Origin of the sequence: Thauera chlorobenzoica (genome assembly GCF_001922305.1) — a bacterium.
GTDB classification, from domain to species: domain Bacteria; phylum Pseudomonadota; class Gammaproteobacteria; order Burkholderiales; family Rhodocyclaceae; genus Thauera; species Thauera chlorobenzoica.
This window is the reverse complement of record NZ_CP018839.1, coordinates 71,181-89,947: the sequence shown is the minus strand read 5'-3', so window position 1 is coordinate 89,947 and position 18,767 is coordinate 71,181. Positions and strand designations below refer to the sequence as shown.

General features: G+C 68.8%; 17 protein-coding genes. 9 read left to right on the top strand and 8 right to left on the bottom strand.

The window, feature by feature from the left end; all coding sequences use genetic code 11:
* Positions 1-9: 9 nt before the first annotated feature.
* Complete coding sequence (locus Tchl_RS00415; protein ID WP_075149509.1) at positions 10-522, top strand: LEA type 2 family protein; 513 nt, start codon at positions 10-12, stop codon at positions 520-522.
* A gap of 310 nt (positions 523-832) precedes the next feature.
* Positions 833-2,746 carry a B12-binding domain-containing radical SAM protein gene (locus Tchl_RS00410; RefSeq protein ID WP_075146662.1) on the top strand — a complete coding sequence of 638 codons (1,914 nt, stop codon included), beginning with the start codon at positions 833-835 and terminating at the stop codon, positions 2,744-2,746.
* A gap of 84 nt (positions 2,747-2,830) precedes the next feature.
* On the opposite strand, the gene tpx is transcribed toward Tchl_RS00410, so the two are convergent.
* From tpx to def, 4 genes are all read right to left on the bottom strand, one after another.
* A complete protein-coding gene (gene tpx, locus Tchl_RS00405) occupies positions 2,831-3,331 on the bottom strand; it encodes a thiol peroxidase (RefSeq protein WP_075146661.1) in 501 nt (166 codons plus the stop codon).
* A 181-nt stretch (positions 3,332-3,512) separates the two neighbouring features.
* Positions 3,513-4,352, bottom strand: a complete 840-nt coding sequence (gene htpX, locus Tchl_RS00400) for a zinc metalloprotease HtpX (protein WP_075146660.1) — start codon at positions 4,350-4,352, stop codon at positions 3,513-3,515.
* 85 nt (positions 4,353-4,437) lie between these two features.
* A complete protein-coding gene (gene fmt / locus Tchl_RS00395; protein WP_075146659.1) occupies positions 4,438-5,409 on the bottom strand; it encodes a methionyl-tRNA formyltransferase in 972 nt (323 codons plus the stop codon).
* Positions 5,406-5,909 carry a peptide deformylase gene (def, locus tag Tchl_RS00390; RefSeq protein WP_075146658.1) on the bottom strand — a complete coding sequence of 168 codons (504 nt, stop codon included), beginning with the start codon at positions 5,907-5,909 and terminating at the stop codon, positions 5,406-5,408. Before def ends, fmt begins: the two co-directional genes overlap by 4 nt.
* Before the next feature lie 192 nt (positions 5,910-6,101).
* Between def and Tchl_RS00385 the strand changes: the two genes are divergently transcribed.
* From Tchl_RS00385 to Tchl_RS00370, 4 genes are all read left to right on the top strand, one after another.
* Positions 6,102-7,136 (top strand): LysM peptidoglycan-binding domain-containing protein, encoded by a 1,035-nt coding sequence (locus tag Tchl_RS00385; RefSeq protein WP_075146657.1) that lies wholly within the window; start codon positions 6,102-6,104, stop codon positions 7,134-7,136.
* A 19-nt stretch (positions 7,137-7,155) separates the two neighbouring features.
* Complete coding sequence (gene dprA, locus Tchl_RS00380; protein WP_075146656.1) at positions 7,156-8,328, top strand: DNA-processing protein DprA; 1,173 nt, start codon at positions 7,156-7,158, stop codon at positions 8,326-8,328.
* A 106-nt stretch (positions 8,329-8,434) separates the two neighbouring features.
* Positions 8,435-8,905 carry a DUF494 family protein gene (locus Tchl_RS00375; RefSeq protein WP_075146655.1) on the top strand — a complete coding sequence of 157 codons (471 nt, stop codon included), beginning with the start codon at positions 8,435-8,437 and terminating at the stop codon, positions 8,903-8,905.
* A gap of 105 nt (positions 8,906-9,010) precedes the next feature.
* Positions 9,011-11,593, top strand: a complete 2,583-nt coding sequence (locus tag Tchl_RS00370) for a DNA topoisomerase III (RefSeq protein ID WP_075146654.1) — start codon at positions 9,011-9,013, stop codon at positions 11,591-11,593.
* A gap of 60 nt (positions 11,594-11,653) precedes the next feature.
* Here Tchl_RS00370 and ipdC read toward each other — a convergent pair whose 3' ends face one another.
* On the bottom strand, positions 11,654-13,282 hold the full coding sequence (ipdC, locus tag Tchl_RS00365; protein ID WP_075146653.1) for an indolepyruvate/phenylpyruvate decarboxylase: 1,629 nt from the start codon (positions 13,280-13,282) through the stop codon (positions 11,654-11,656).
* Between the two features lie 116 nt (positions 13,283-13,398).
* Here ipdC and Tchl_RS00360 point away from each other — a divergent pair, with 116 nt between their 5' ends.
* Positions 13,399-13,920, top strand: coding sequence for an Lrp/AsnC family transcriptional regulator (locus Tchl_RS00360; RefSeq protein WP_075146652.1), 522 nt, complete (start codon positions 13,399-13,401; stop codon positions 13,918-13,920).
* 121 nt (positions 13,921-14,041) lie between these two features.
* On the opposite strand, the gene Tchl_RS00355 is transcribed toward Tchl_RS00360, so the two are convergent.
* Entirely contained in the window at positions 14,042-14,512 is a 471-nt protein-coding gene (locus Tchl_RS00355) for a Dps family protein (protein ID WP_075146651.1), read from the bottom strand.
* Between the two features lie 146 nt (positions 14,513-14,658).
* Positions 14,659-15,606, bottom strand: coding sequence for a hydrogen peroxide-inducible genes activator (locus tag Tchl_RS00350; RefSeq protein ID WP_075146650.1), 948 nt, complete (start codon positions 15,604-15,606; stop codon positions 14,659-14,661).
* A gap of 250 nt (positions 15,607-15,856) precedes the next feature.
* On the opposite strand from Tchl_RS00350, the gene Tchl_RS00345 reads away from it, so the two are divergent.
* Both Tchl_RS00345 and Tchl_RS00340 read left to right on the top strand, forming a co-directional pair.
* On the top strand, positions 15,857-17,338 hold the full coding sequence (locus tag Tchl_RS00345) for a DegQ family serine endoprotease (RefSeq protein ID WP_075146649.1): 1,482 nt from the start codon (positions 15,857-15,859) through the stop codon (positions 17,336-17,338).
* Between the two features lie 161 nt (positions 17,339-17,499).
* Positions 17,500-17,961 carry a c-type cytochrome gene (locus tag Tchl_RS00340; RefSeq protein ID WP_075146648.1) on the top strand — a complete coding sequence of 154 codons (462 nt, stop codon included), beginning with the start codon at positions 17,500-17,502 and terminating at the stop codon, positions 17,959-17,961.
* A 24-nt stretch (positions 17,962-17,985) separates the two neighbouring features.
* On the opposite strand, the gene Tchl_RS00335 is transcribed toward Tchl_RS00340, so the two are convergent.
* Positions 17,986-18,666, bottom strand: coding sequence for a cytochrome b/b6 domain-containing protein (locus tag Tchl_RS00335; protein ID WP_083945276.1), 681 nt, complete (start codon positions 18,664-18,666; stop codon positions 17,986-17,988).
* Positions 18,667-18,767: the final 101 nt, after the last annotated feature.

Below are 18,767 nucleotides of genomic sequence, written 5' to 3'. Positions count from 1 at the left end.
GTGCCCACGATGTTCCGCCCAGCCTTCCCCGTTCCGCTCCGTCACGCCACCGCCGCCCTCCTCGTGCTGCTCGCGCTCGCCCTCGCCGGTTGCGCCAGCCTGGGGCCGCGCGAGCCGGTGCGGATCAACGTCGTCGGCATCGAGCCGCTGCCCGGCCAGGGCATGGAAATCCGCTTCACGGTGAGGCTGCGGGTACAGAACCCGAACGAGCGCGCGATCGACTTCGACGGCCTCGCGCTGGAGCTGGACCTCAACGGCAAGCCCTTCGCCACCGGAGTCAGCGACCGCCAGGGCAGCGTGCCGCGCTTCGGCGAAGCGCTGCTCGAGATCCCGGTGTCGGTGTCCGCCGCCGCCGTGCTCCGCCAGGCGCTGGGCGCACTCGAAGGCAAGCCCGCCACCGAAGTGCCCTACACCCTGCGCGGCCGCCTCGCCGGCGGACTGCTGGGCGGCATGCGCTTCTCCGACTCGGGCACGCTGAAGCTGCCCGAACCCTTGCGCGACATCCCGCCGGGCCGGCGCTGAGCGCGCTTCGTCCTTTCCGCCCCCACGCCCCCGAACCCGGCCACAGAACCCGCGCGCACGGTTCCACCCCGGAGTCGATCTCGAGCCTGCGGGCCGTTGTCGGCCGGCAAAGGCAAAGCCTGCCTGGCGCTCAGTCGGATTTCACGCTCGACGGCCGGCGGCCTCCCGAGTTCAAGAACAAGGTCCCGATCAACCGACAAGGGCGCTGCACGGAGAACCCGCGAACATCAAAAAAGGGGAAAATTTCACCGCGGGCCAGCCCTCATGCGCAGTTCAGCCCTTGCAACGAACGGAAATACGCCCCCCTCCGATGACACCTCCCAGCCTGCGCGTGCTCTCCGTCATCCCGCCGATGACCCAGCTCAACACGCCCTACCCGTCCACCGCCTACCTCACCGGCTTCCTGCGTTCGCGCGCCATCGACGCAGTGCAGGAAGACCTCGCCCTGGCGCTGGTGCTGCGCCTGCTGTCGCCCACCGGGCTGGATGCGATCCGCGCCCGCGCCGGGGCCCTGCCGAAAAACCGGCGCACGCCGCTGGTGCAGGGTTTTCTCGAGCACTTCGCCCGTTACCGCTACACCATCGGCCCGACCATCGCCTTTCTCCAGGGGCGCGACCCGACCCTCGCCCACCGCATCGCCAGCCGCAGCTTCCTGCCCGAAGGACCGCGCTTCGATGCGCTCGACGCCTACGTCGACCCCGACGATCCCGACGGCGGCGATCCGCTGGCCTGGGCCTTCGGCGCGCTCGGTCTCGCCGACCGCGCCCGCCACCTCGCCACGCTGTACCTCAACGAACTTGCCGACCTGCTGCGCGAGGCGGTCGATGCGCGCTTCGAGTTCGTGCGCTACGCCGAATCGCTGGCGATGAGCCAGCCCAGCTTCGAACCGCTCGCCGCCGCGCTGGCCGCGCCGCCGACGCTAGTCGATGCGTATCTGAGCGAGCTCGCCCTCGAAGCCGTTTCCCGCCACGCACCGCAGGTGGTGCTGGTGTCCACCCCCTTTCCCGGTTCGGTGTATGGCGCCTTTCGCATCGCCCGGGCGATCAAGGCGCGCCACCCGGAGGTCGTCACCGTGCTCGGCGGCGGCTTCGTCAACACCGAGCTGCGCGAACTGGCCGAGCCGCGGGTGTTCGACGACTTCGACTATGTCACCCTGGACGACGGCGAGCGCCCGCTGCTGGCCCTGCTCAAACACCTGCAGGGCAAACGCGAGCGCGAGCGCCTGGTGCGCACGTTCGTACGCGAGGCCGACGGCGCGGTGCGCTACATCAACTGTGCCGAGCCCGATGTGCCCTTCGCCGAGGTCGGCACCCCGACCTGGGACGGCCTGCCGCTGGACGGCTACCTGTCGGTGCTCGACATGCTCAACCCGATGCACCGGCTGTGGTCGGACGGGCGCTGGAACAAGCTCACCGTCGCCCACGGCTGCTACTGGAAGAAGTGCAGCTTCTGCGACATCAGTCTCGACTACATCGGCCGCTACGACGGTGCCGCCGCCAGCGCGCTGGTCGATCGCATCGAGGCGATCATCGCCGAGACCGGGCAGAGCGGCTTTCACTTCGTCGACGAGGCCGCACCGCCGAAAGCCCTGCGCGCGCTCGCCGAGGAGCTGCTGCGGCGCGGGGTGGCGATCTCGTGGTGGGGCAACATCCGCTTCGAGAAATCGTTCACGCCGGAACTGTGCCGCCTGCTCGCCGACAGCGGCTGCATCGCGGTCTCGGGCGGGCTGGAAGTGGCCTCCGACCGCCTGCTGAAGCTGATGAAAAAGGGCGTGTCGGTGGAACAGGTGGCGCGCGTCACCCACGCCTTCAGCGAAGCCGGCGTGCTGGTCCACGCCTATCTGATGTACGGCTTCCCGACCCAGACCGTGCCCGACACCGTCGATGCGCTCGAATACGTGCGCCAGCTGTTCGCCGCCGGCTGCATCCAGTCCGGCTTCTTCCACCGCTTCGCGTGCACCGTGCATTCGCCGGTGGGCAAGAATCCGGAGGAATTCGGCGTCACCCTGGTGCCGCTGCCGAAGGGGACGTTCGCGAAGAACGACGTCGGCTTCATCGACCCCACCGGCGTCGACCACGACCGCCTCGGCAAGGCACTCAACAAGGCGCTCTACAACTACATGCACGGCATCGGCCTGGAGGCCGACGTGCGTCAGTGGTTCGACGAGCGCGTGCCGCGGCCGCGGGTGGCGCGCCAGTTCGTCGCCCGGGCGCTGCAGCACTGAGCAGCGTGCAGGCGGTATTTTTCGGCTTCGCTGCGCAAGCCCGCGCCGCAGCAGCGGGCGGGCAACGCGCCGGGGGTACCCGGCTTACTTCAGCGCGGCGAGCGCCGCGGCGTAGTCGGGTTCTTCCTTGATCTCGGGCACGAGCTGGGCATGCACGACCTTGTCGTTGGCATCGATCACGACTACCGCGCGCGCGGTGACGCCGGCGAGCGGGCCGGAAGTGATCGCCACGCCGTAGGCCTGGGCAAAGCCCGGGTTGCGGAAGGTCGACAGGGTGTGCACGTTGTTGAGGCCTTCGGTCTCGCAGAAGCGCTTCGCGGCGAAAGGCAGGTCGGCGGAAACGACCAGGACCACGGTGTCGGCGAGCTTGCCGGCTTCCTCGTTGAACTTGCGCGTCGAGGTCGCGCACACCGGGGTGTCGAGGCTGGGGACGATGTTGAGCACCTTGCGCTTGCCGGCGAAGGCGTCGAGGCCGACGTCGGCGAGGTCGGCGCCGGTCAGCTTGAAGGCGGGCGCGGTATCGCCGGCCTGGGGAAAACGGCCCGCCACGTCGATCGGGTTGCCGCCAAGGGTCACTGTAGTCATGAGTCTGTCCTCCGGGTGATTGAAGAAGGCCGCCGCGCTTGTCCGTTGCGGGTCGGCGAAAGGCAAAGCGTACACGATCCGGCCAGGGCGGGAAGGTGAAAAATCGGGCATGCGTGCCGTGGGCGCGGCGATCACCCCGCCGCCGGCCGGGCAGCGGCGGGGGAACGCGGATACCGCCGCTTCAGCGCATCGCGCGCAGGCGGGCGATGCGCTCCTGGGTGGACGGGTGGGTCGAGAACAGGCCACGCAGGCCGCCGCCGGAGAGCGGGTTCATGATCATCATCTGCGCGGTCTCGGGGTGCTGTTCGGCAGTGTGCATCGGAATGCCCCGGGCGTAGGCGTCGATCTTGGCCAGCGCCGCGGCGAGCGCTTCGGGGTCGCCGGAGATCTCCGCGCCGCCGCGGTCGGCGCCGAACTCGCGGGTGCGGCTGATCGCCATCTGGATGATCATGCCGGCGAGCGGGGCGAGGATCATCATCGCGATCGACACCACCGGATTGGGGCGGTCCTCACCGTCGCGCCCGCCGAAGAACATGCCGAAGTTGGCGAGCATCGAGATCGCGCCGGCGACCGTCGCCGAGATCGTCGAGATCAGGATGTCGCGGTTCTTGACGTGGGCCAGCTCGTGCGCCATCACCCCGCGCAGCTCGCGCTCGGAGAGCATGCGGATGATGCCGGTGGTGGCGGCGACAGCGGCGTTTTCCGGGTTGCGTCCGGTGGCGAAGGCGTTGGGCTGGGCTTCGTCGATGATGTACACCTTGGGCATCGGCAGCCCGGCGCGCTGAGCGAGTTCGCGCACCATGTTGTAGAGGTAGGGCGAGGAGGCGGCATCGACCGGGCGGGCGTGGTACATCTTCAGCACCGCCTTGTCAGAGAACCAGTAGGCCCAGAAATTCATCGCGCCGCCGACCACGAGCGCGATCAGCATGCCTTGCTGGCCGCCGATGGCCGCGCCCATCGCGCCGAACAGGGCGACGATGCCGGCCATCAGTATCGAAGTCTTGATCCAGTTACCGAACATTGCGGAATCCTTCCTGCACGAGATTGATTGACGATGAAAATGGAGGCGGGCGAGGCGGAATCAAGAGCCGGCCGCCCGCGCCGGTTCACGCCGGGGAAGCGGTGGCGAAGCGTTCGCCGACACAGACCGCGAAGCCGCGCAGGAATTCCCCCGCGGGCAGGCGTTTGCTGCCCGCGCGCTGCAGGCTGAGGAGGCGGAGCGCGCCTTCGCCGCAGGCCACGGTGATGCCGCCATCGTCCACCGCGAGCACGGTGCCGGGTGCGCCGCGGCCGTCGACGGGCTGCGCCGCCCAGCACTTGATCGCGCTGTCGCGCAGCACGGAAACGGCGCCGGGAAAGGGGTCGAAGGCGCGCACCGCACGCTCGATCGCCGCCGCCGGCCGCGTCCAGTCGATCGTCGCTTCGGCACGGCCGATCTTGGCCGCGTAGGTGACGCCTTCGTCCGGCTGCGGCGTGGCCCGCAGGGTGCCGGCAGCGAGCGCGCCGAGCGCATCGACGATGGCTTCGCCGCCAAGTGCGGCAAGGCGGTCGTGCAGGCGGGCGGTGGTGTCGGCGAGCAGGATCGGCGTCCTGCGCACCAGCAGCATCGCCCCGGTGTCGAGCCCTTCATCCATCTGCATGATGGTGACCCCGGTCTCGGCGTCGCCGGCTTCGATTGCGCGGTGGATCGGCGCCGCGCCGCGCCAGCGCGGCAGCAGCGAGGCGTGGATGTTGATGCAGCCCAGGCGCGGCAGCGCCAGCACCGCCGGCGGCAGGAGCAGGCCGTAGGCCGCCACCACCAGCACGTCGGGCGCACAGGCGGCGAGCGCGGCGCGCTGCTCTGCGGTGCGCAGCTTCTCCGGCTGGTCGACGGCGATGCCGCGGGCGAGGGCGAGCTGCTTGACCGCGCTCGGGGTGAGCTTCATGCCGCGCCCGGACGGGCGGTCGGGCTGGGTCAGCACCAGCGGAACCTCGTAGCCGGCCTGCAGGATGGCGTCGAGCGCGCACGCGGCGAACTCGGGCGTGCCGGCGAAGGCGACGCGCAACGTGCCGCCACTGGAAGCGGGCGCGGCCGTCATGCGGTGATGCGGGCCTGCTTGGCCAGCTTGCTCTTGATGCGGCCGAGCTTGAGCTGGGACAGGTATTCGATGAAGACCTTGCCGTCGAGGTGGTCGATCTCGTGCTGGACGCAGACCGCGAGCAGGCCCTCGGCCTCGAACTCGACCGTCTCGCCCTTCGCGTCCAGGGCGCGGACCCTGACCCGCTCGGCGCGCTTGACCTTTTCGTAGACGCCGGGCACCGACAGGCAGCCTTCCTCGCACACCTGCTCGCCCGCGCGCTCGAGGATCTCGGGGTTGATCAGCGCCATCAGGCTGCTCTTGTCTTCGGACACGTCGATCACGACGACGCGCCGGTGAACGTTCACCTGGGTGGCGGCGAGACCGACGCCGGGTGCTTCGTACATGGTTTCAGCCATGTCCTCGACGAGTCGGCGGATGTCGTCGTCGACCTGCGCCACCGGCTTGGCGACGGTGTGCAGGCGGGGATCGGGGTAGCGGAGAATAGGTAGGAGAGCCATGAATGCCTTGCCGGGTTAAACCTTTGCGTGCAGAATTTCCAGCGATTTCACATGCATGCGCATGTAATGGGGGTGGGATGGGATGCCGCGGCACCTGCGCGACCCGGCCTGCGCCGCGCTGCCGCTTCGACCCTGAGGTTCCGGCAGCGTTCCGGAACGATTTCGGCGCCCCCCATCTACCGGAAGCGATCGATGACCCGAATTATATTCCCTCTGCTGCTCGGCATTGCGGCCCTGTTCAGCGCGGCCGCCCACGCCCAGTCCGGTGCACGCCTGGCCGACAACGCCCCCGACAGCTACACCGTCGCGCGGGGCGACACCTTGTGGGACATCTCCGCCCGCTTCCTGCAGCAGCCCTGGCGCTGGCCCGAAGTCTGGCGCCTGAACCACGACCAGATCCGCAACCCCCACCTGATCTACCCCGGGCAGGTGATCCTGCTCGACCGCAGCGGCCCCTGGCTGTCGATCGGCCGCCGCATCGGCGGCACCCGCGAGGTCCGGCTGCAACCGCAGGTCTACAGCGAAGCCCTCGACACCGCGGTGCCGAGCATTCCGTTACAGATCATCGAGCCTTTCCTCAGCCGCCCGCTGGTGGTCGATGGACCGCGCCTGGAAGGCTCGGCGACGATCGTCGCCACCGAGACCAGCCGGGTGCTGACCGGTTCGGGCGACACCATCTTCGCCAAGGACGTCGACGACAGCACCGAAGTCTGGCACATCTACCGCCCCGCGCGGCCCCTCGAAGACCCGCTGACACGCGAGACCATCGCCTGGGAAGCGGCTTACCTCGGCACCGCCCGCGTCACCGGACGCGGCACTCCGGCAACGCTCGAAATCGTCTCCGCGGTCGAGGAAATCGGCGTCGGCGACCTGATGCTGCCGAGCGAGCGCCCGGCCGTGTTCTCCTACGCCCCACACGCGCCGGCGCAGGCACTCGAAGGCCGGATCATCTCGATCCATCGCGGCGTCAGCGAAACCGGCCGCCTCAACGTCGTCGCCCTCAACCTCGGCGAGCGCGACGGCATCGAGCGCGGCCATGTGCTGGCGCTGTTCCGCAACCGCGGCAGCGCCGAATTCAACGGCGAGGACGGCAAGGAAAGCTTCACCCTGCCGGAAAAGCGCTACGGCACGGTGTTCGTGTTCCGCGTCTTCGAGCGCGTCTCCTACGCTTTGGTGATGGACGCCGACGGCTACGTCACCCTCGCCGACGCCGTGCGCAGACCCTGAGCGCCCCCGGCACCGCACTGTGGCACCCGACACGGACGATCTCGCCCACTGGCTGCGCCTGAGCGCGGTGCCCGGCCTGGGCGCCGCCCACCAGCGCAGCCTGCTCGCCGCCTTCGGCCTGCCGCAGCACATCTTCACCGCCGGCCGCGGCGCGCTTGCCGCGGTCGTCGGCCGCGAGGCGGCGGCGGCCGTGCTCGCCCCGCCACCGCCAGAGCGCATCGAACAAGGCCTGGCCTGGGCCGCCGAAAGCGGCAACCACCTCCTGACCCTGGCCGACGACGCCTATCCGCGCAGCCTGCTCGACATCGCCGATCCACCGCCGCTGTTGTACCTGAAGGGACGACCGGAGCTGTTGCAGCGCCCGGCGATCGCCCTCGTCGGTGCCCGTTCGGCGAGCGCGCAGGGCAACGCCAACGCCGAAGCCTTCGCCCGCGCCCTGGCCGCGCAGGGCTTGACCATCGTCAGCGGCCTGGCGCTGGGGATCGACGCCGCCGCCCACCGCGGTGCGCTCGCCGCCGGCGCCGAAGGCGGCGGCACGGTGGCGGTGATCGGCACCGGCATCGACCGCATCTATCCGGCACAGAATGCCGCGCTGGCGCGCGAGATCGCCGCCGCCGGCGTGGTCGTCAGCGAGCTGCCGCTTGGCACCCCACCCCTGCCGCACAACTTCCCGCGCCGCAACCGCCTGATCGCCGGACTCGCCCAGGGCGTGCTGGTGGTGGAGGCGGCGGTCAACAGCGGCTCGCTGATCACCGCCCGCCTGGCAACCGAAAGCGGGCGCGAAGTGTTCGCCATCCCCGGTTCGATCCACTCGCCGCTGGCGCGCGGCTGCCACCGCCTGATCCGCGACGGCGCCAAGCTGGTCGAAACCGCCGAGGACGTGGTCGAGGAGCTGCGCGGCCGGCTCGGCTGGAAAACCCCGTCCGCGCCTGCGCCCAGCCGCCACCGCGGGGCCCGCGCACCCGGCGCCGGCACCCCGGAGCCGCCCTCCGCCGCCCCGGCGCAGGCCGCGCTCGTCCTCGACGCCGAGGCCGCGCGCGTGCTCCAGATCATCGGCCACGACCCGGTGGACATCGACACCCTCGCCCAGCGCTGCGGCTTGACGGTCGATGCCCTCTACGCCATCCTGCTGCCGTTGGAGCTGGACGGACACCTCGCCCGCCTGCCCGGCGGCCGCCTGCACCGCACCTGAAGCGGTGCGCTGCCAGTCCTGAAACATCGCCTGAATCGCCGCCGAAGCCGCCCGCAGGCGTGTTTGCCGTACGTGTCCCGCAGCGCCGAATCCAGAAGAGGCCGTTTTGTTCGACATTCTTGTATACCTGTTCGAAAGCTACATTCACGCCGACGCCTGCCCCGAATCCGAGCTGCTGGCGCGCAAGCTGTCGGCCGCCGGCTTCGAGCAGGAAGAAATCTCGGAAGCGCTCGAGTGGCTCGCCGGCCTGCGCCGGGTGGCACGCGAAATCCATCCGGGATGCACCCCCAGTGCCGGCTCGGTGCGCATCTACACCGACGCCGAGCAGACCCATCTCGACGCCCCCTGCCGCGGCTTTCTCAGCCTGCTGGAAAGCGCCGGCGTGCTCGGTGCGGCCCACCGCGAGCTGATCATCGAACGGGCGATGGCCTTGCACGACTTCACCATCACCCTGAACCGCCTGAAGGTGATCGTGCTGATGGTGCTGTGGCAGCAGGAAGAACCGATCGACACCCTGATGGTGGACGAACTGCTGACCGAAGAAGACGACTGGGACTACGAACCGGTCGTGCATTGAGCGCATCACCCAACCGGCTTGCACGCGCAAGCACGCTGTCCTTATCATCGGCCGCTCCCTGAACCCCCGCGCCTGCCGGCGCCCAGCCCCCCCTTCTGCCAAAGCATGAGCAAGCAACTGATCATCGCGGAAAAGCCTTCCGTCGCGCAGGACATCGCCCGTGCGCTGGGCGGCTTCACCAAGGAGAAGGACTACTACGAGTCCGACGGCTATGTGCTGTCGTCGGCCGTCGGCCACCTTCTCGAGCTCGCCGTGCCCGAGGAGTTCGAAGTCAAGCGCGGCAAATGGACCTTCGCCCATCTGCCGGTGATTCCGCCCCACTTCGCGGTCAGGCCGATCGAGAAGACCGAGGACCGCTTGAAACTGCTGACCCGGCTGATCAAGAGAAAGGACGTCACCGGCCTCATCAACGCCTGCGACGCGGGCCGCGAGGGCGAGCTGATCTTCAACTTCATCGCCCAGCATGCCGGCACCAAGAAGCCGATGCAGCGCCTGTGGCTGCAGTCGATGACGGCGCAGGCGATCCGCGACGGCTTCGCCCACCTGCGCGCCGCGCAGGACGTCGAGGGCCTGCGCAACGCCGCGATCTGCCGCGCCGAATCGGACTGGCTGATCGGCATCAACGGCACCCGGGCGATGACCGCGTTCAACTCCAGAACCGGGGGCTTTCACCTCACCACCGTGGGCCGCGTGCAGACCCCGACCTTGGCGATGGTGGTGGAGCGCGAGGACCGCATCCGCAAGTTCAAGTCGCGCGACTACTGGGAGCTGGAGGCGCGCTTCGGCTGCGCCGCCGGCGAATACCCGGGGCGCTGGTTCGACGAGAAATTCAAGCGCCCCGAGGGCGACGAGCACGCCACCGCCTTCCGCCTGTGGGACAAGGCGCAGGCCGAGGCCATCCGCGCCAGATGCGAAGGCAAGGCGGGCGTGGTCAGCGAGGAGGCCAAGCCCTCCACCCAGCTGTCGCCACTACTGTTCGACCTCACCAGCCTGCAGCGCGAGGCCAACGGCCGCTTCGGCTTCTCCGCCCGCGTTACGCTGCAGCTCGCGCAGGCGCTGTACGAGAAGCACAAGGTGCTGACCTACCCGCGTACCGACGCGCGCGCCCTGCCCGAGGACTACCTCGCCACCGTGGGCGAGGTGCTGCGCACCCTGCCCGACCAGTACGCGCCCTTCGCCAACGAAATCGCCAGGCAGGGCTGGGTGAAGCCGAACAAGCGCATCTTCAACAACGCCAAGATCTCCGACCACTTCGCCATCATCCCCACCGGGGCGCTGCCGAAAAGCCTGTCGGAGGCCGAACACAAGATCTACGACCTCGTCACCAAGCGCTTCCTCGCGGTGTTCTACCCCGCGGCCGAGTACCAGATCACCACCCGCATCACCCGCGTCGAGGGCGAAGCCTTCAAGACCGAGGGCAAGGTGCTGGTCAATCCGGGCTGGCTTGCGGTGTATGGCAAGGAAGCGGCCAGCGACGAGAAGGATGCGAAAGACGGCGGCGGCCCGCAGCTGGTCGCGGTGAAGCAGGGCGAGACCGTGTCCACCGAGGACATCGTGGTCAAGTCGCTGCAGACCAAGCCGCCGGCGCGCTTCAACGAAGCCACCCTGCTGTCGGCGATGGAAGGCGCGGGCAAGATGGTCGACGACGAGGAACTGCGCGCGGCGATGGCCGAGCGCGGCCTCGGCACCCCGGCCACGCGCGCGCAGATCATCGAGGGCCTGATCAGCGAGCAGTACATCCACCGTGACGGTCGTGAGCTGATCCCGAGCGCGAAGGCGTTCTCGCTGATCACCCTGTTGAAGGGCCTGGACGTGACCGCGCTGACCTCGCCCGAGCTCACTGGCGGCTGGGAATACAAGCTCGCGCAGATGGAGCACGGCAAGCTCAGCCGCGAAGCCTTCATGAACGAGATCGCCGAGATGACGCGCGAGGTCGTCGAGCGCGCCAAGCGTTACGAGTCCGACACCGTGCCGGGCGAGTTCGTCACCCTGCAGACCCCGTGCCCGAAGTGCGGCGGGGTGGTGAAGGAAAACTACAAGAAGTTCGCCTGCCAGAGCTGCGACTGGAGTACGTGGAAGATCGTCGCCGGGCGCCAGTTCGAGTACGACGAGATCGAGACCCTGCTGCGCACGGGCAAGGTCGGCCCGCTGCTGGGCTTTCGCAACAAGATGGGACGACTGTTCAACGCCGACATCGTGTTGAACGACGACCAGCAGCCCACCTTCGACTTCGGCCAGCCGAAGGAAGGCGAGGAAGCCGAGGCGGTGGACTTCTCCGCCCAGCAGCCGGTCGGCGCCTGCCCGAAGTGCGCCGCCCGGGTGTTCGAGCACGGCATGGCCTATGTCTGCGAAAAATCCGTGGGGCCGGGCAAGAGCTGCGATTTCCGCTCCGGCAAGGTCATCCTGCAGCAGCCGATCGAGCGCGAGCAGATGGCGAGGCTGCTGACCGAAGGCAAGACCGAGCTGCTCAAGGGCTTCGTCTCGGCGCGCACCCGGCGCAAGTTCTCCGCCTACCTGGTGCGCGGCAAGGACGGCAAGGTCGGCTTCGAGTTCGAGGCCAAGGCACCGAAAGCCGGCGCCAAGAGCGCAGCGGCGAAAGCCGGCAACGATGCCGACGCCGCCGGCGAACCCCCTGCGGCCGCCAAGCCGGCCGCGCGCAAGCGCACCGCGGCGCCCAAGGCGGGCTGAAACCGCCCCCGCCGCCCCCCGCCTTTCCGGAACGGCGCGCCGCCCGCCGGGCGGAGCGCTTCAGTCCGGCTTGGCCACGGTCAGGCGCTTGACGCTGTTGACGAAGCGCGACAGCGTCTCCGACAGCACCCCGCGCGGAATCATCACCTCGATCAGCTGGAAGCGGCCGCGGGTGGCGAGCGCGGTGTCGAGCGCCGCCTTCAGCTGGGCACGGGTATGGACGCGCACGCCGTCGCCGCCGAGGCCGGTCGCCATCTGCGCGAAGCCCCAGTCGCCGAGGTCGTTGAAGCCCGATTCGGGCTGGAAGGTGCGCAGCATCTCCCAGCTCGCGTTGTTGAACAGCAGCACGATCGGGTCCCAGCCGTAGCGCCGGCAGTTGCCCAGCTCCATGCCGGTCATCTGGAAGGCGCCGTCGCCGACCAGGATCAGCGGACGCTGGCCGGTCGCGACCTGCACGCCGAAGCCGGCGGGCACGCCGTAGCCCATCGTGGCGTAGTAGCCGGGTGCGACCAGGGCGGTGTTCTCGATGTCCATCGCGGTAAACAGGCAGTCGCCGACGTCGGCCGCGATCGGCAGCTTGCCGTGCGTGGCCATCAGGTCGTTGACCGCGGTGGCGATGTCGGACGGCGACACCGGGGCGTCGTCGGCGACCAGGCCGCGCGGAAACACCTGACGCTCGCCGCCGACCGCGGCGCTGCGGGCCGGCACGCGGGCGAGCAGGCCGTCGACGAGGGCGCCGAGGGGAATCGCCGGATAGGTATGATAGCTGATCGTCACCCGCCCATCGAAGGCGTGGATCGTCTTGCGCAGGTCGATGTGCTTTTCCGACACCGCGAAGTTGGTGTCGCAGACGATCACCCCGAGCAGGAACAGGCCGTCGGAATCCTCCACCAGGCGGGTGACTTCGGGCAGGCCGGCGCGGCCCATGTAGGTGCCCATCAGCGGCGCGTCCTGCTCGGCGAGCAGGCCGCGGCTCATGAAGCTGGTGACCACCGGCAGGCCGAGGCGGCGCGACAGTTCGGCGACCTTGTCCTCGAGGCCGAAGCGGCGCACTTCGATGCCCGCCATCAGCACCGGCGCGCGGGCGCGGCCGATGCGCGCGAGGATCTCGTCGACGCAGGCAGCGAGGGCCTCGGCATCGACCACCGGCGGCGCTTCGGCGACCACCGGCGCGCACGGCACCGCGACCATGTCGCGCGGAATCTCGATGTACACCGGCTGCGAGTTGCGCAGGGCGCTGGCGAGCACGCGGGCGATGTCGGCCGGGGCGCGCGCGGCGTCGTCCAGGCGCACCTGGTCGCAGGTGATCTCGCGGAAGATCTGGAATTGCGAATCGAGCGTCTTGGCCTGGTGGTGGAGGAGCAGGCCGGAACGCGACTCGCCTTTGCCCGGGCCGCCGGAGAGCACCACCAGCGGGGATTTTTCGGCGTAGGCGGCGGCCACCGCATTGACCATGTTGAGCGCACCGGCACCGTAGGTGACCGCTGCCACCCCCAGCCCGCCGCCGACGCGGGCCGCGGCGTCGGCGGCGAAACCGACCGCAGGCTCGTGCGACAGGGTGTACAGCGGCAGGATCCGCGACTCCTCGATGATGCGGAAGTAAGGCAGGGCGAAGTCGCCGGGAATGCCGAAGATCTGGCGGGCGCCATGCGCCTTCAGCGCATGGAGCAGGGATTCGGTCAGGTTCATGCTTGTCTCCTCCGGAATGGTCGGAAAATTATGCTGCGCATACCCTGCACGATGTGCGCTTTTTAGCACCTTGAAGTGCGATGATATGCACGTTTCGTGCATTAAGGTTCTGGATGATGAACGCCATCACGGTCGACCGCCACGACCTCGCCCTCCTCGACGCGCTGCAGCGCAGCGGTGACGCCACCAACGCCGTGCTCGGCGAGCGCGTGCACCTGTCGGCCTCACAGGTCAGCCGCCGGCTGCAGCGCCTGCAGGACGCCGGCCTCATCGCCGGCTATGCGGCGCTGCTCGATCCGGCTGCGCTCGGCCTCGGCGTCACCGCCTTCGCCCACGTCACCCTCGAACGCCACGGCGCACAGCGCCCCGACGCCTTCGAAAGCGGCGTCGCCGCGCTTCCCGAAGTGCTCGAATGCTTTTCGGTGAGCGGCAGCGCCGACTACGTGCTGCGCATCGTCGCCCCCGATCTGGCCGCCTTTTCCGAGCTGATGATGAAGCGCCTGCTGCGCCTGCCCGGCGTCGCCAACATCAAGACCGACATCGCCCTGCACAAGATCAAGCAGACCCACGTCCTGCCGCTGGAACACATCGCCCGCCCGCCGCGGCCCGCTTCCCGCCTGCGCTATGCCGGCGGGTGAGCGCCGGGTCCGGGCAGGTGGGGCCGGGTGGCGGTCGGCCGCCGCACCGTGGCGGGCGCAGCCGTGAATGCGAAACGGGCCTTGCGGCCCGTTTCGTACTTCGCAATGGAGGATTCCCGCCTCAGCCTTCGAGCAGGCTGCGCAGCATCCAGGCGTTCTTCTCGTGCACCTGCATGCGCTGGGTCAGCAGGTCGAGGGTCGGCTCGTCGGCCGCTTTGTCCGCGACCGGGGCGATGCTGCGTGCGGTCCTGATCACCGCTTCCTGGCCGCGGACGAGTTGGCGGATCATGTCCTGCGCGTTGGGCACGCCTTCGGGTTCGGCCAGGCTGGTGAGCTTCTGGAAGGCCTGGTAGGTGCCCGGTGCCGGGCAGCCGAGGGCGCGGATGCGCTCGGCGATCAGATCCACCGCCAGTGCGAGCTCGGTGTACTGTTGCTCGAACATCAGGTGCAGGGTATTGAACATCGGCCCGGTGACGTTCCAGTGGAAGTTGTGCGTCATCAGGTACAGCGTGTAGCTGTCGGCGAGCAGATGGGACAGCCCGTCGGCGATCTGGATGCGGTCCTGTTCGTTGATGCCGATATCGATTTTCATGTCGTTCTCCGTGCGCGGTGGTGGGATCGTGAGGTATGTCGGAAGGCGCATCGGTACAGCGCCTGGCTCATGTTTCGATGCTAAACCAATCGGATCGATCGATCCAATCGATCGAAAAAATATCTTCGATCTATGGAGACTATGACTCAGGCGCCGACCAGCGCTTCGAGCCCCGGCGCACGACCGACCGGCCTCGCCCCCGGCAGCGCGCTGTCGAGGATCGCCGTGCGCAGCACGTCGATCGCGCCGCTGCGCGGATAGGTCACCCGCCAGGCCAGCGCCACCCGCCGCGAGGGCTCGGGTTCGGCGAAAGGACGCACCGCGACCAGCGGGTTCTGCGCCGTCAGCTCGTCGGCCGCCGAGCTGGGCAGCACGGTGACCCCGAGCCCGGTGGCGACCATGTGACGGATCGTCTCCAGCGAGCTGCCTTCCAGGGTGCGCTGCAGACCGCCGATGTTGCGGCAGCTCGGGCACACTTCGAGTACCTGTTCGCGAAAGCAGTTGCCGGCGCCGAGCAGCAGCAGCTGGTCTTCGGCGAGATGCTCGGGGTCGATGCGCGCTTCCCGCGTCCACGGGTGTTCCGCCGGCATCAGCACGCGGAAGGGTTCGTCATACACCGGCTGCACCACCACGCCGCTCTCGTCGAACGGCAGGCTGATGACGATGACGTCGAGCTCGCCGCGCTTGAGCGCTTCGGCAAGCCTCGCGGTGTAGTTTTCCTGGATGATCAGCGGCATTTTCGGCGCGAGCTGGTGCACGCGCGGAATCAGCCGCGGCAGCAGGTAGGGGCCGATGGTGTAGATCACCCCGACCCGCAGCGGCCCGGCCAGGGGGTCCTTGCCGGCGGCGGCGATCTCCTGGATCTGGCCCGCCTCCATCAGCACCTTTTCCGCCTGGACGACGATCCGCCGCCCGGTCTCGGTGATCTTCACTTCGGTGGCGCTGCGCTCGAACAGCTGGATGCCGAGCTCGTCCTCGACCTTCTTGATCGCCACCGACAAGGTGGGCTGGGAGACGTGGCACTTTTCGGCAGCGCGCCCGAAATGGCGCTCGTGGGCGAGCGCGACGAGATAACGCAGATCGGTAAGAGTCATGGCGGCGACACGCAGGAAGGATTATGAAACCATAGGCCGGCAGTTCCCGGATGTTACCCCGTCACCCCGCCTCCTGCGTACCCGGATGCGCCCACGGCGAGGATCGGGAGCCGGCTTGAACCCGCCGCGGGTGGCCCCGATCTGAAAGCCGGAGTCTTCTCGGGAACAGGACGGCGGAACCCGCGTCCACCACAGCAGGTCGATTGCCAGCAGGCCGACTCCTTCCCCATTACTTTCGAAGAATCCCGCTATGCGAAAAATCCTAGCCGTCAGCACCCTAGCCGCCGCCCTTGCGGTCGCGCTCCCGCAGGGCACCCTTCTGTCGCCCGCCTTCGCCCAGGCCTCCGCACCGGCGTCCTCGATGGTGGCACCGAACCGCTACGGCCTGCCCGATTTCGGCGACCTCGTCGAACAGGTCGGCCCCGCGGTGGTGAACATCAGCGTGGTCCAGCGCCAGGCACAGGGCACGATGGGCGAGCACCCCTTCGCCAACGACCCCTTCTACGATTTCCTGCGCCGCTTCGGCGTACCGGTACCGGGCATGCCCGGCCAGCCCGGAATGGGGCCGCGCCCGCGGCAGGGGATCGGCTCCGGCTTCATCGTCAGCAAGGACGGTTACGTGCTGACCAACGCCCACGTCGTCGCCGGTGAAAACACCGACGCCACGCTCTCCGAAGTCACCGTGACCCTGATCGACAAGCGCGAGTTCAAGGCCACCGTGGTCGGCATCGATCGCCGCACCGACGTCGCCCTGCTCAAGATCGACGCCAAGGACCTGCCCGTGGTGAAGATCGGCAATGCCGAAAACGCCCGCGTCGGCGAGTGGGTGGTGGCGATGGGCTCGCCCTTCGGCTTCGACAACACCGTCACCGCCGGCATCATCTCGGCGAAGGCGCGCCGCCTGCCCGACGAGACCTACGTGCCCTTCATCCAGACCGACGTCGCGATCAACCCCGGCAACTCGGGCGGGCCGCTGTTCAACCTCGGCGGCGAGGTGATCGGCATCAACTCGCAGATCTATTCGCGCTCGGGCGGCTTCATGGGGATCTCGTTCGCGATCCCGATCGACGTCGCGATGAACGTCAAGGACCAGCTCGTCGCCCATGGCCGCGTGCAGCGCGGCCGCCTGGGCATCGCCATCCAGGAGGTGAGCAAGGATCTCGCCCAGTCCTTCGGCCTGCCGGATGCGCGCGGCGCCCTGGTGGCGAGCGTGGATGCAGGCAGCGCAGCGGAGAAAGCCGGGCTGCAGGCGGGCGACGTGGTGCTCGGCGTCGACGGCCGGCGCATCACCGACTCTTCCGAACTGCCGCGAGTGATCGGCGACAAGCGCCCCGGCACCGAGGTGCGGATGGAAATCTGGCGCAACGGCCGCAGCCGCGACGTGGTCGCGACTCTCGACGAGCTGCGCACCGACAGCACCGTCGCCAGCGCCGCCCCTGCGGCGCCGAGCCAGGTCGAGAGCCTGGGTCCCAAGCTCGGCCTCAGCGTGCGCGCGCTGACCGCGCAGGAAGCCGGCGAGCTCAAGCTACGCGGCGGCGTCGTCGTCGAAGGGGTGGATGGCGCCGCGGCGCGCGCCGGTATCCAGCGCGGCGACGTCATCCTCGCGGTGAACAACCAGGTCCTCGCATCCGTGGGCGAACTGCGCACCCTCCTCGAGCGCGCCGGCAATCGCTTCGCCGTGCTGGTACAGCGCGGTGAAGCGCGCATCTTCGTGCCCGTGCGCATCGACTAAGCGACCGCCGCCCCGGCGCCACGGCGTGGCGGGGCGGCATCGATCCCTTTAGAATATAATCGCAATCTAATGAAGCGGGCTTGCGCGAGGCCGGTCCGCTTCGCTCATCCCCTTTCGCCGGCCCCCTTTCGTCCATCCCCTTCCCACGACACGAGGTCACCATGCACAAACCCTTTCTCCGCACCGTTTTCGGCGTGCTCGCCCTGTCGCTCGCCAGCGCCGCCTCGGCCCAGGTCAAGCCCGAGGACCAGATCAAGTTCCGCCAGGCCGGCTACAGCTTCATGAGCTGGAACATGGGCAAGATCAAGGCCAATCTCGAAGGCGAATACAACGCCCAGCAGGTCCAGGCTGCCGCCAACGCCATCGCCGGCATTGCCGGCTCGGGCATGGGCGCGCTCTACGGCCCGGGCACCGAGAAGGACATCGGCAGCCTAAAGACCCGCGTCAAGCCGGAGTTCTTCCAGCAGATGCCAAACGTCGGCAAGCTCGCCACCGACTTCAACGCCGCCGCCGCCAACCTTGCCAAGGTCGCCGCCGGCGGCGACAAGGCCGCAGTGCAGCAAGCCTTCAGCGATACCGGCGCGACCTGCAAGGCCTGTCACGACAAGTACCGCATGGAGTGATGCACCCACCCCGGCCGCAAGGCCTCACCAGGCCGCGGGCGGCGGCGGCGGGGGCGGTTCGATGAAGCTGCCGGTGGCGAGGTAGAGCACCGCCGCGGTGATCGCCAGCGCGATCACGAAGGCGAACATGCCGCCGCCCTGCGCGGGCTGGGCGTCGGCTTCGTCGACCTCCTTCATGCCGGTGATCATCGGCCGCAGCAGGTTGTCCTTCTTGACCAGCGCGTAGAACAGCACCGCGCAGACGTGCACCACGACCAGCACGATGATCGCCCAGTAGTTCTGCCGGTGCAGCCCGGACAGCCAGTCGCTGGTGTCGCTGCTCACCAGCGCGCGCAGCGGGGCGGAGAAGGCGATCTCGTCGTTGGAGAACAGCCCGGTGACGGCCTGGTAGAGCATCACCCCGAGCAAGGCCAGCACCGACAGCGCGCCGAGCGGGTTATGCCCCAGCCCGCTCCAGTGCCCGCGCAGGTGCGCCCACAGGTGCGCCGGACCGGGCACGAAGTCGGCGAAGCGGGCGTAGGTCGAGCCGATCACCCCCCACACCAGGCGGAAGGCGAGCAGCACGGTGATGGCGATGCCGACCCGGCCATGCCATTCGATCAGGCTGGCGCCGACCTGGGCGGTGACGTAGGCCGCCACGACCAGCACGGCCAGCAGCCAGTGGAACAGACGGGTGGGAAGATCCCAGACCCGCACCCTGCGCATATTCATCGTTTTGGTTCCTTCATCCATGCTCGTTCGATGGGCGGCCGACGCCGCAAACCGTGGGAGCGGGCTCCCGCAACGAACCATGACCGAGACATCAA

What these genes read in the sequence shown, in the direction of transcription:
- Tchl_RS00415 (WP_075149509.1), top strand. Translation starts at nt 10, where the DNA reads ATGTTCCGCCCAGCCTTCCCCGTTCCGCTCCGTCACGCCACCGCCGCC.
- Tchl_RS00410 (WP_075146662.1), top strand. Translation starts at nt 833, where the DNA reads ATGACACCTCCCAGCCTGCGCGTGCTCTCCGTCATCCCGCCGATGACC.
- tpx (WP_075146661.1), bottom strand. Translation starts at nt 3,331, where the DNA reads ATGACTACAGTGACCCTTGGCGGCAACCCGATCGACGTGGCGGGCCGT.
- htpX (WP_075146660.1), bottom strand. Translation starts at nt 4,352, where the DNA reads ATGTTCGGTAACTGGATCAAGACTTCGATACTGATGGCCGGCATCGTC.
- fmt (WP_075146659.1), bottom strand. Translation starts at nt 5,409, where the DNA reads ATGACGGCCGCGCCCGCTTCCAGTGGCGGCACGTTGCGCGTCGCCTTC.
- def (WP_075146658.1), bottom strand. Translation starts at nt 5,909, where the DNA reads ATGGCTCTCCTACCTATTCTCCGCTACCCCGATCCCCGCCTGCACACC.
- Tchl_RS00385 (WP_075146657.1), top strand. Translation starts at nt 6,102, where the DNA reads ATGACCCGAATTATATTCCCTCTGCTGCTCGGCATTGCGGCCCTGTTC.
- Tchl_RS00370 (WP_075146654.1), top strand. Translation starts at nt 9,011, where the DNA reads ATGAGCAAGCAACTGATCATCGCGGAAAAGCCTTCCGTCGCGCAGGAC.
- ipdC (WP_075146653.1), bottom strand. Translation starts at nt 13,282, where the DNA reads ATGAACCTGACCGAATCCCTGCTCCATGCGCTGAAGGCGCATGGCGCC.
- Tchl_RS00360 (WP_075146652.1), top strand. Translation starts at nt 13,399, where the DNA reads ATGAACGCCATCACGGTCGACCGCCACGACCTCGCCCTCCTCGACGCG.
- Tchl_RS00355 (WP_075146651.1), bottom strand. Translation starts at nt 14,512, where the DNA reads ATGAAAATCGATATCGGCATCAACGAACAGGACCGCATCCAGATCGCC.
- Tchl_RS00350 (WP_075146650.1), bottom strand. Translation starts at nt 15,606, where the DNA reads ATGACTCTTACCGATCTGCGTTATCTCGTCGCGCTCGCCCACGAGCGC.
- Tchl_RS00345 (WP_075146649.1), top strand. Translation starts at nt 15,857, where the DNA reads ATGCGAAAAATCCTAGCCGTCAGCACCCTAGCCGCCGCCCTTGCGGTC.
- Tchl_RS00340 (WP_075146648.1), top strand. Translation starts at nt 17,500, where the DNA reads ATGCACAAACCCTTTCTCCGCACCGTTTTCGGCGTGCTCGCCCTGTCG.
- Tchl_RS00335 (WP_083945276.1), bottom strand. Translation starts at nt 18,666, where the DNA reads ATGCGCAGGGTGCGGGTCTGGGATCTTCCCACCCGTCTGTTCCACTGG.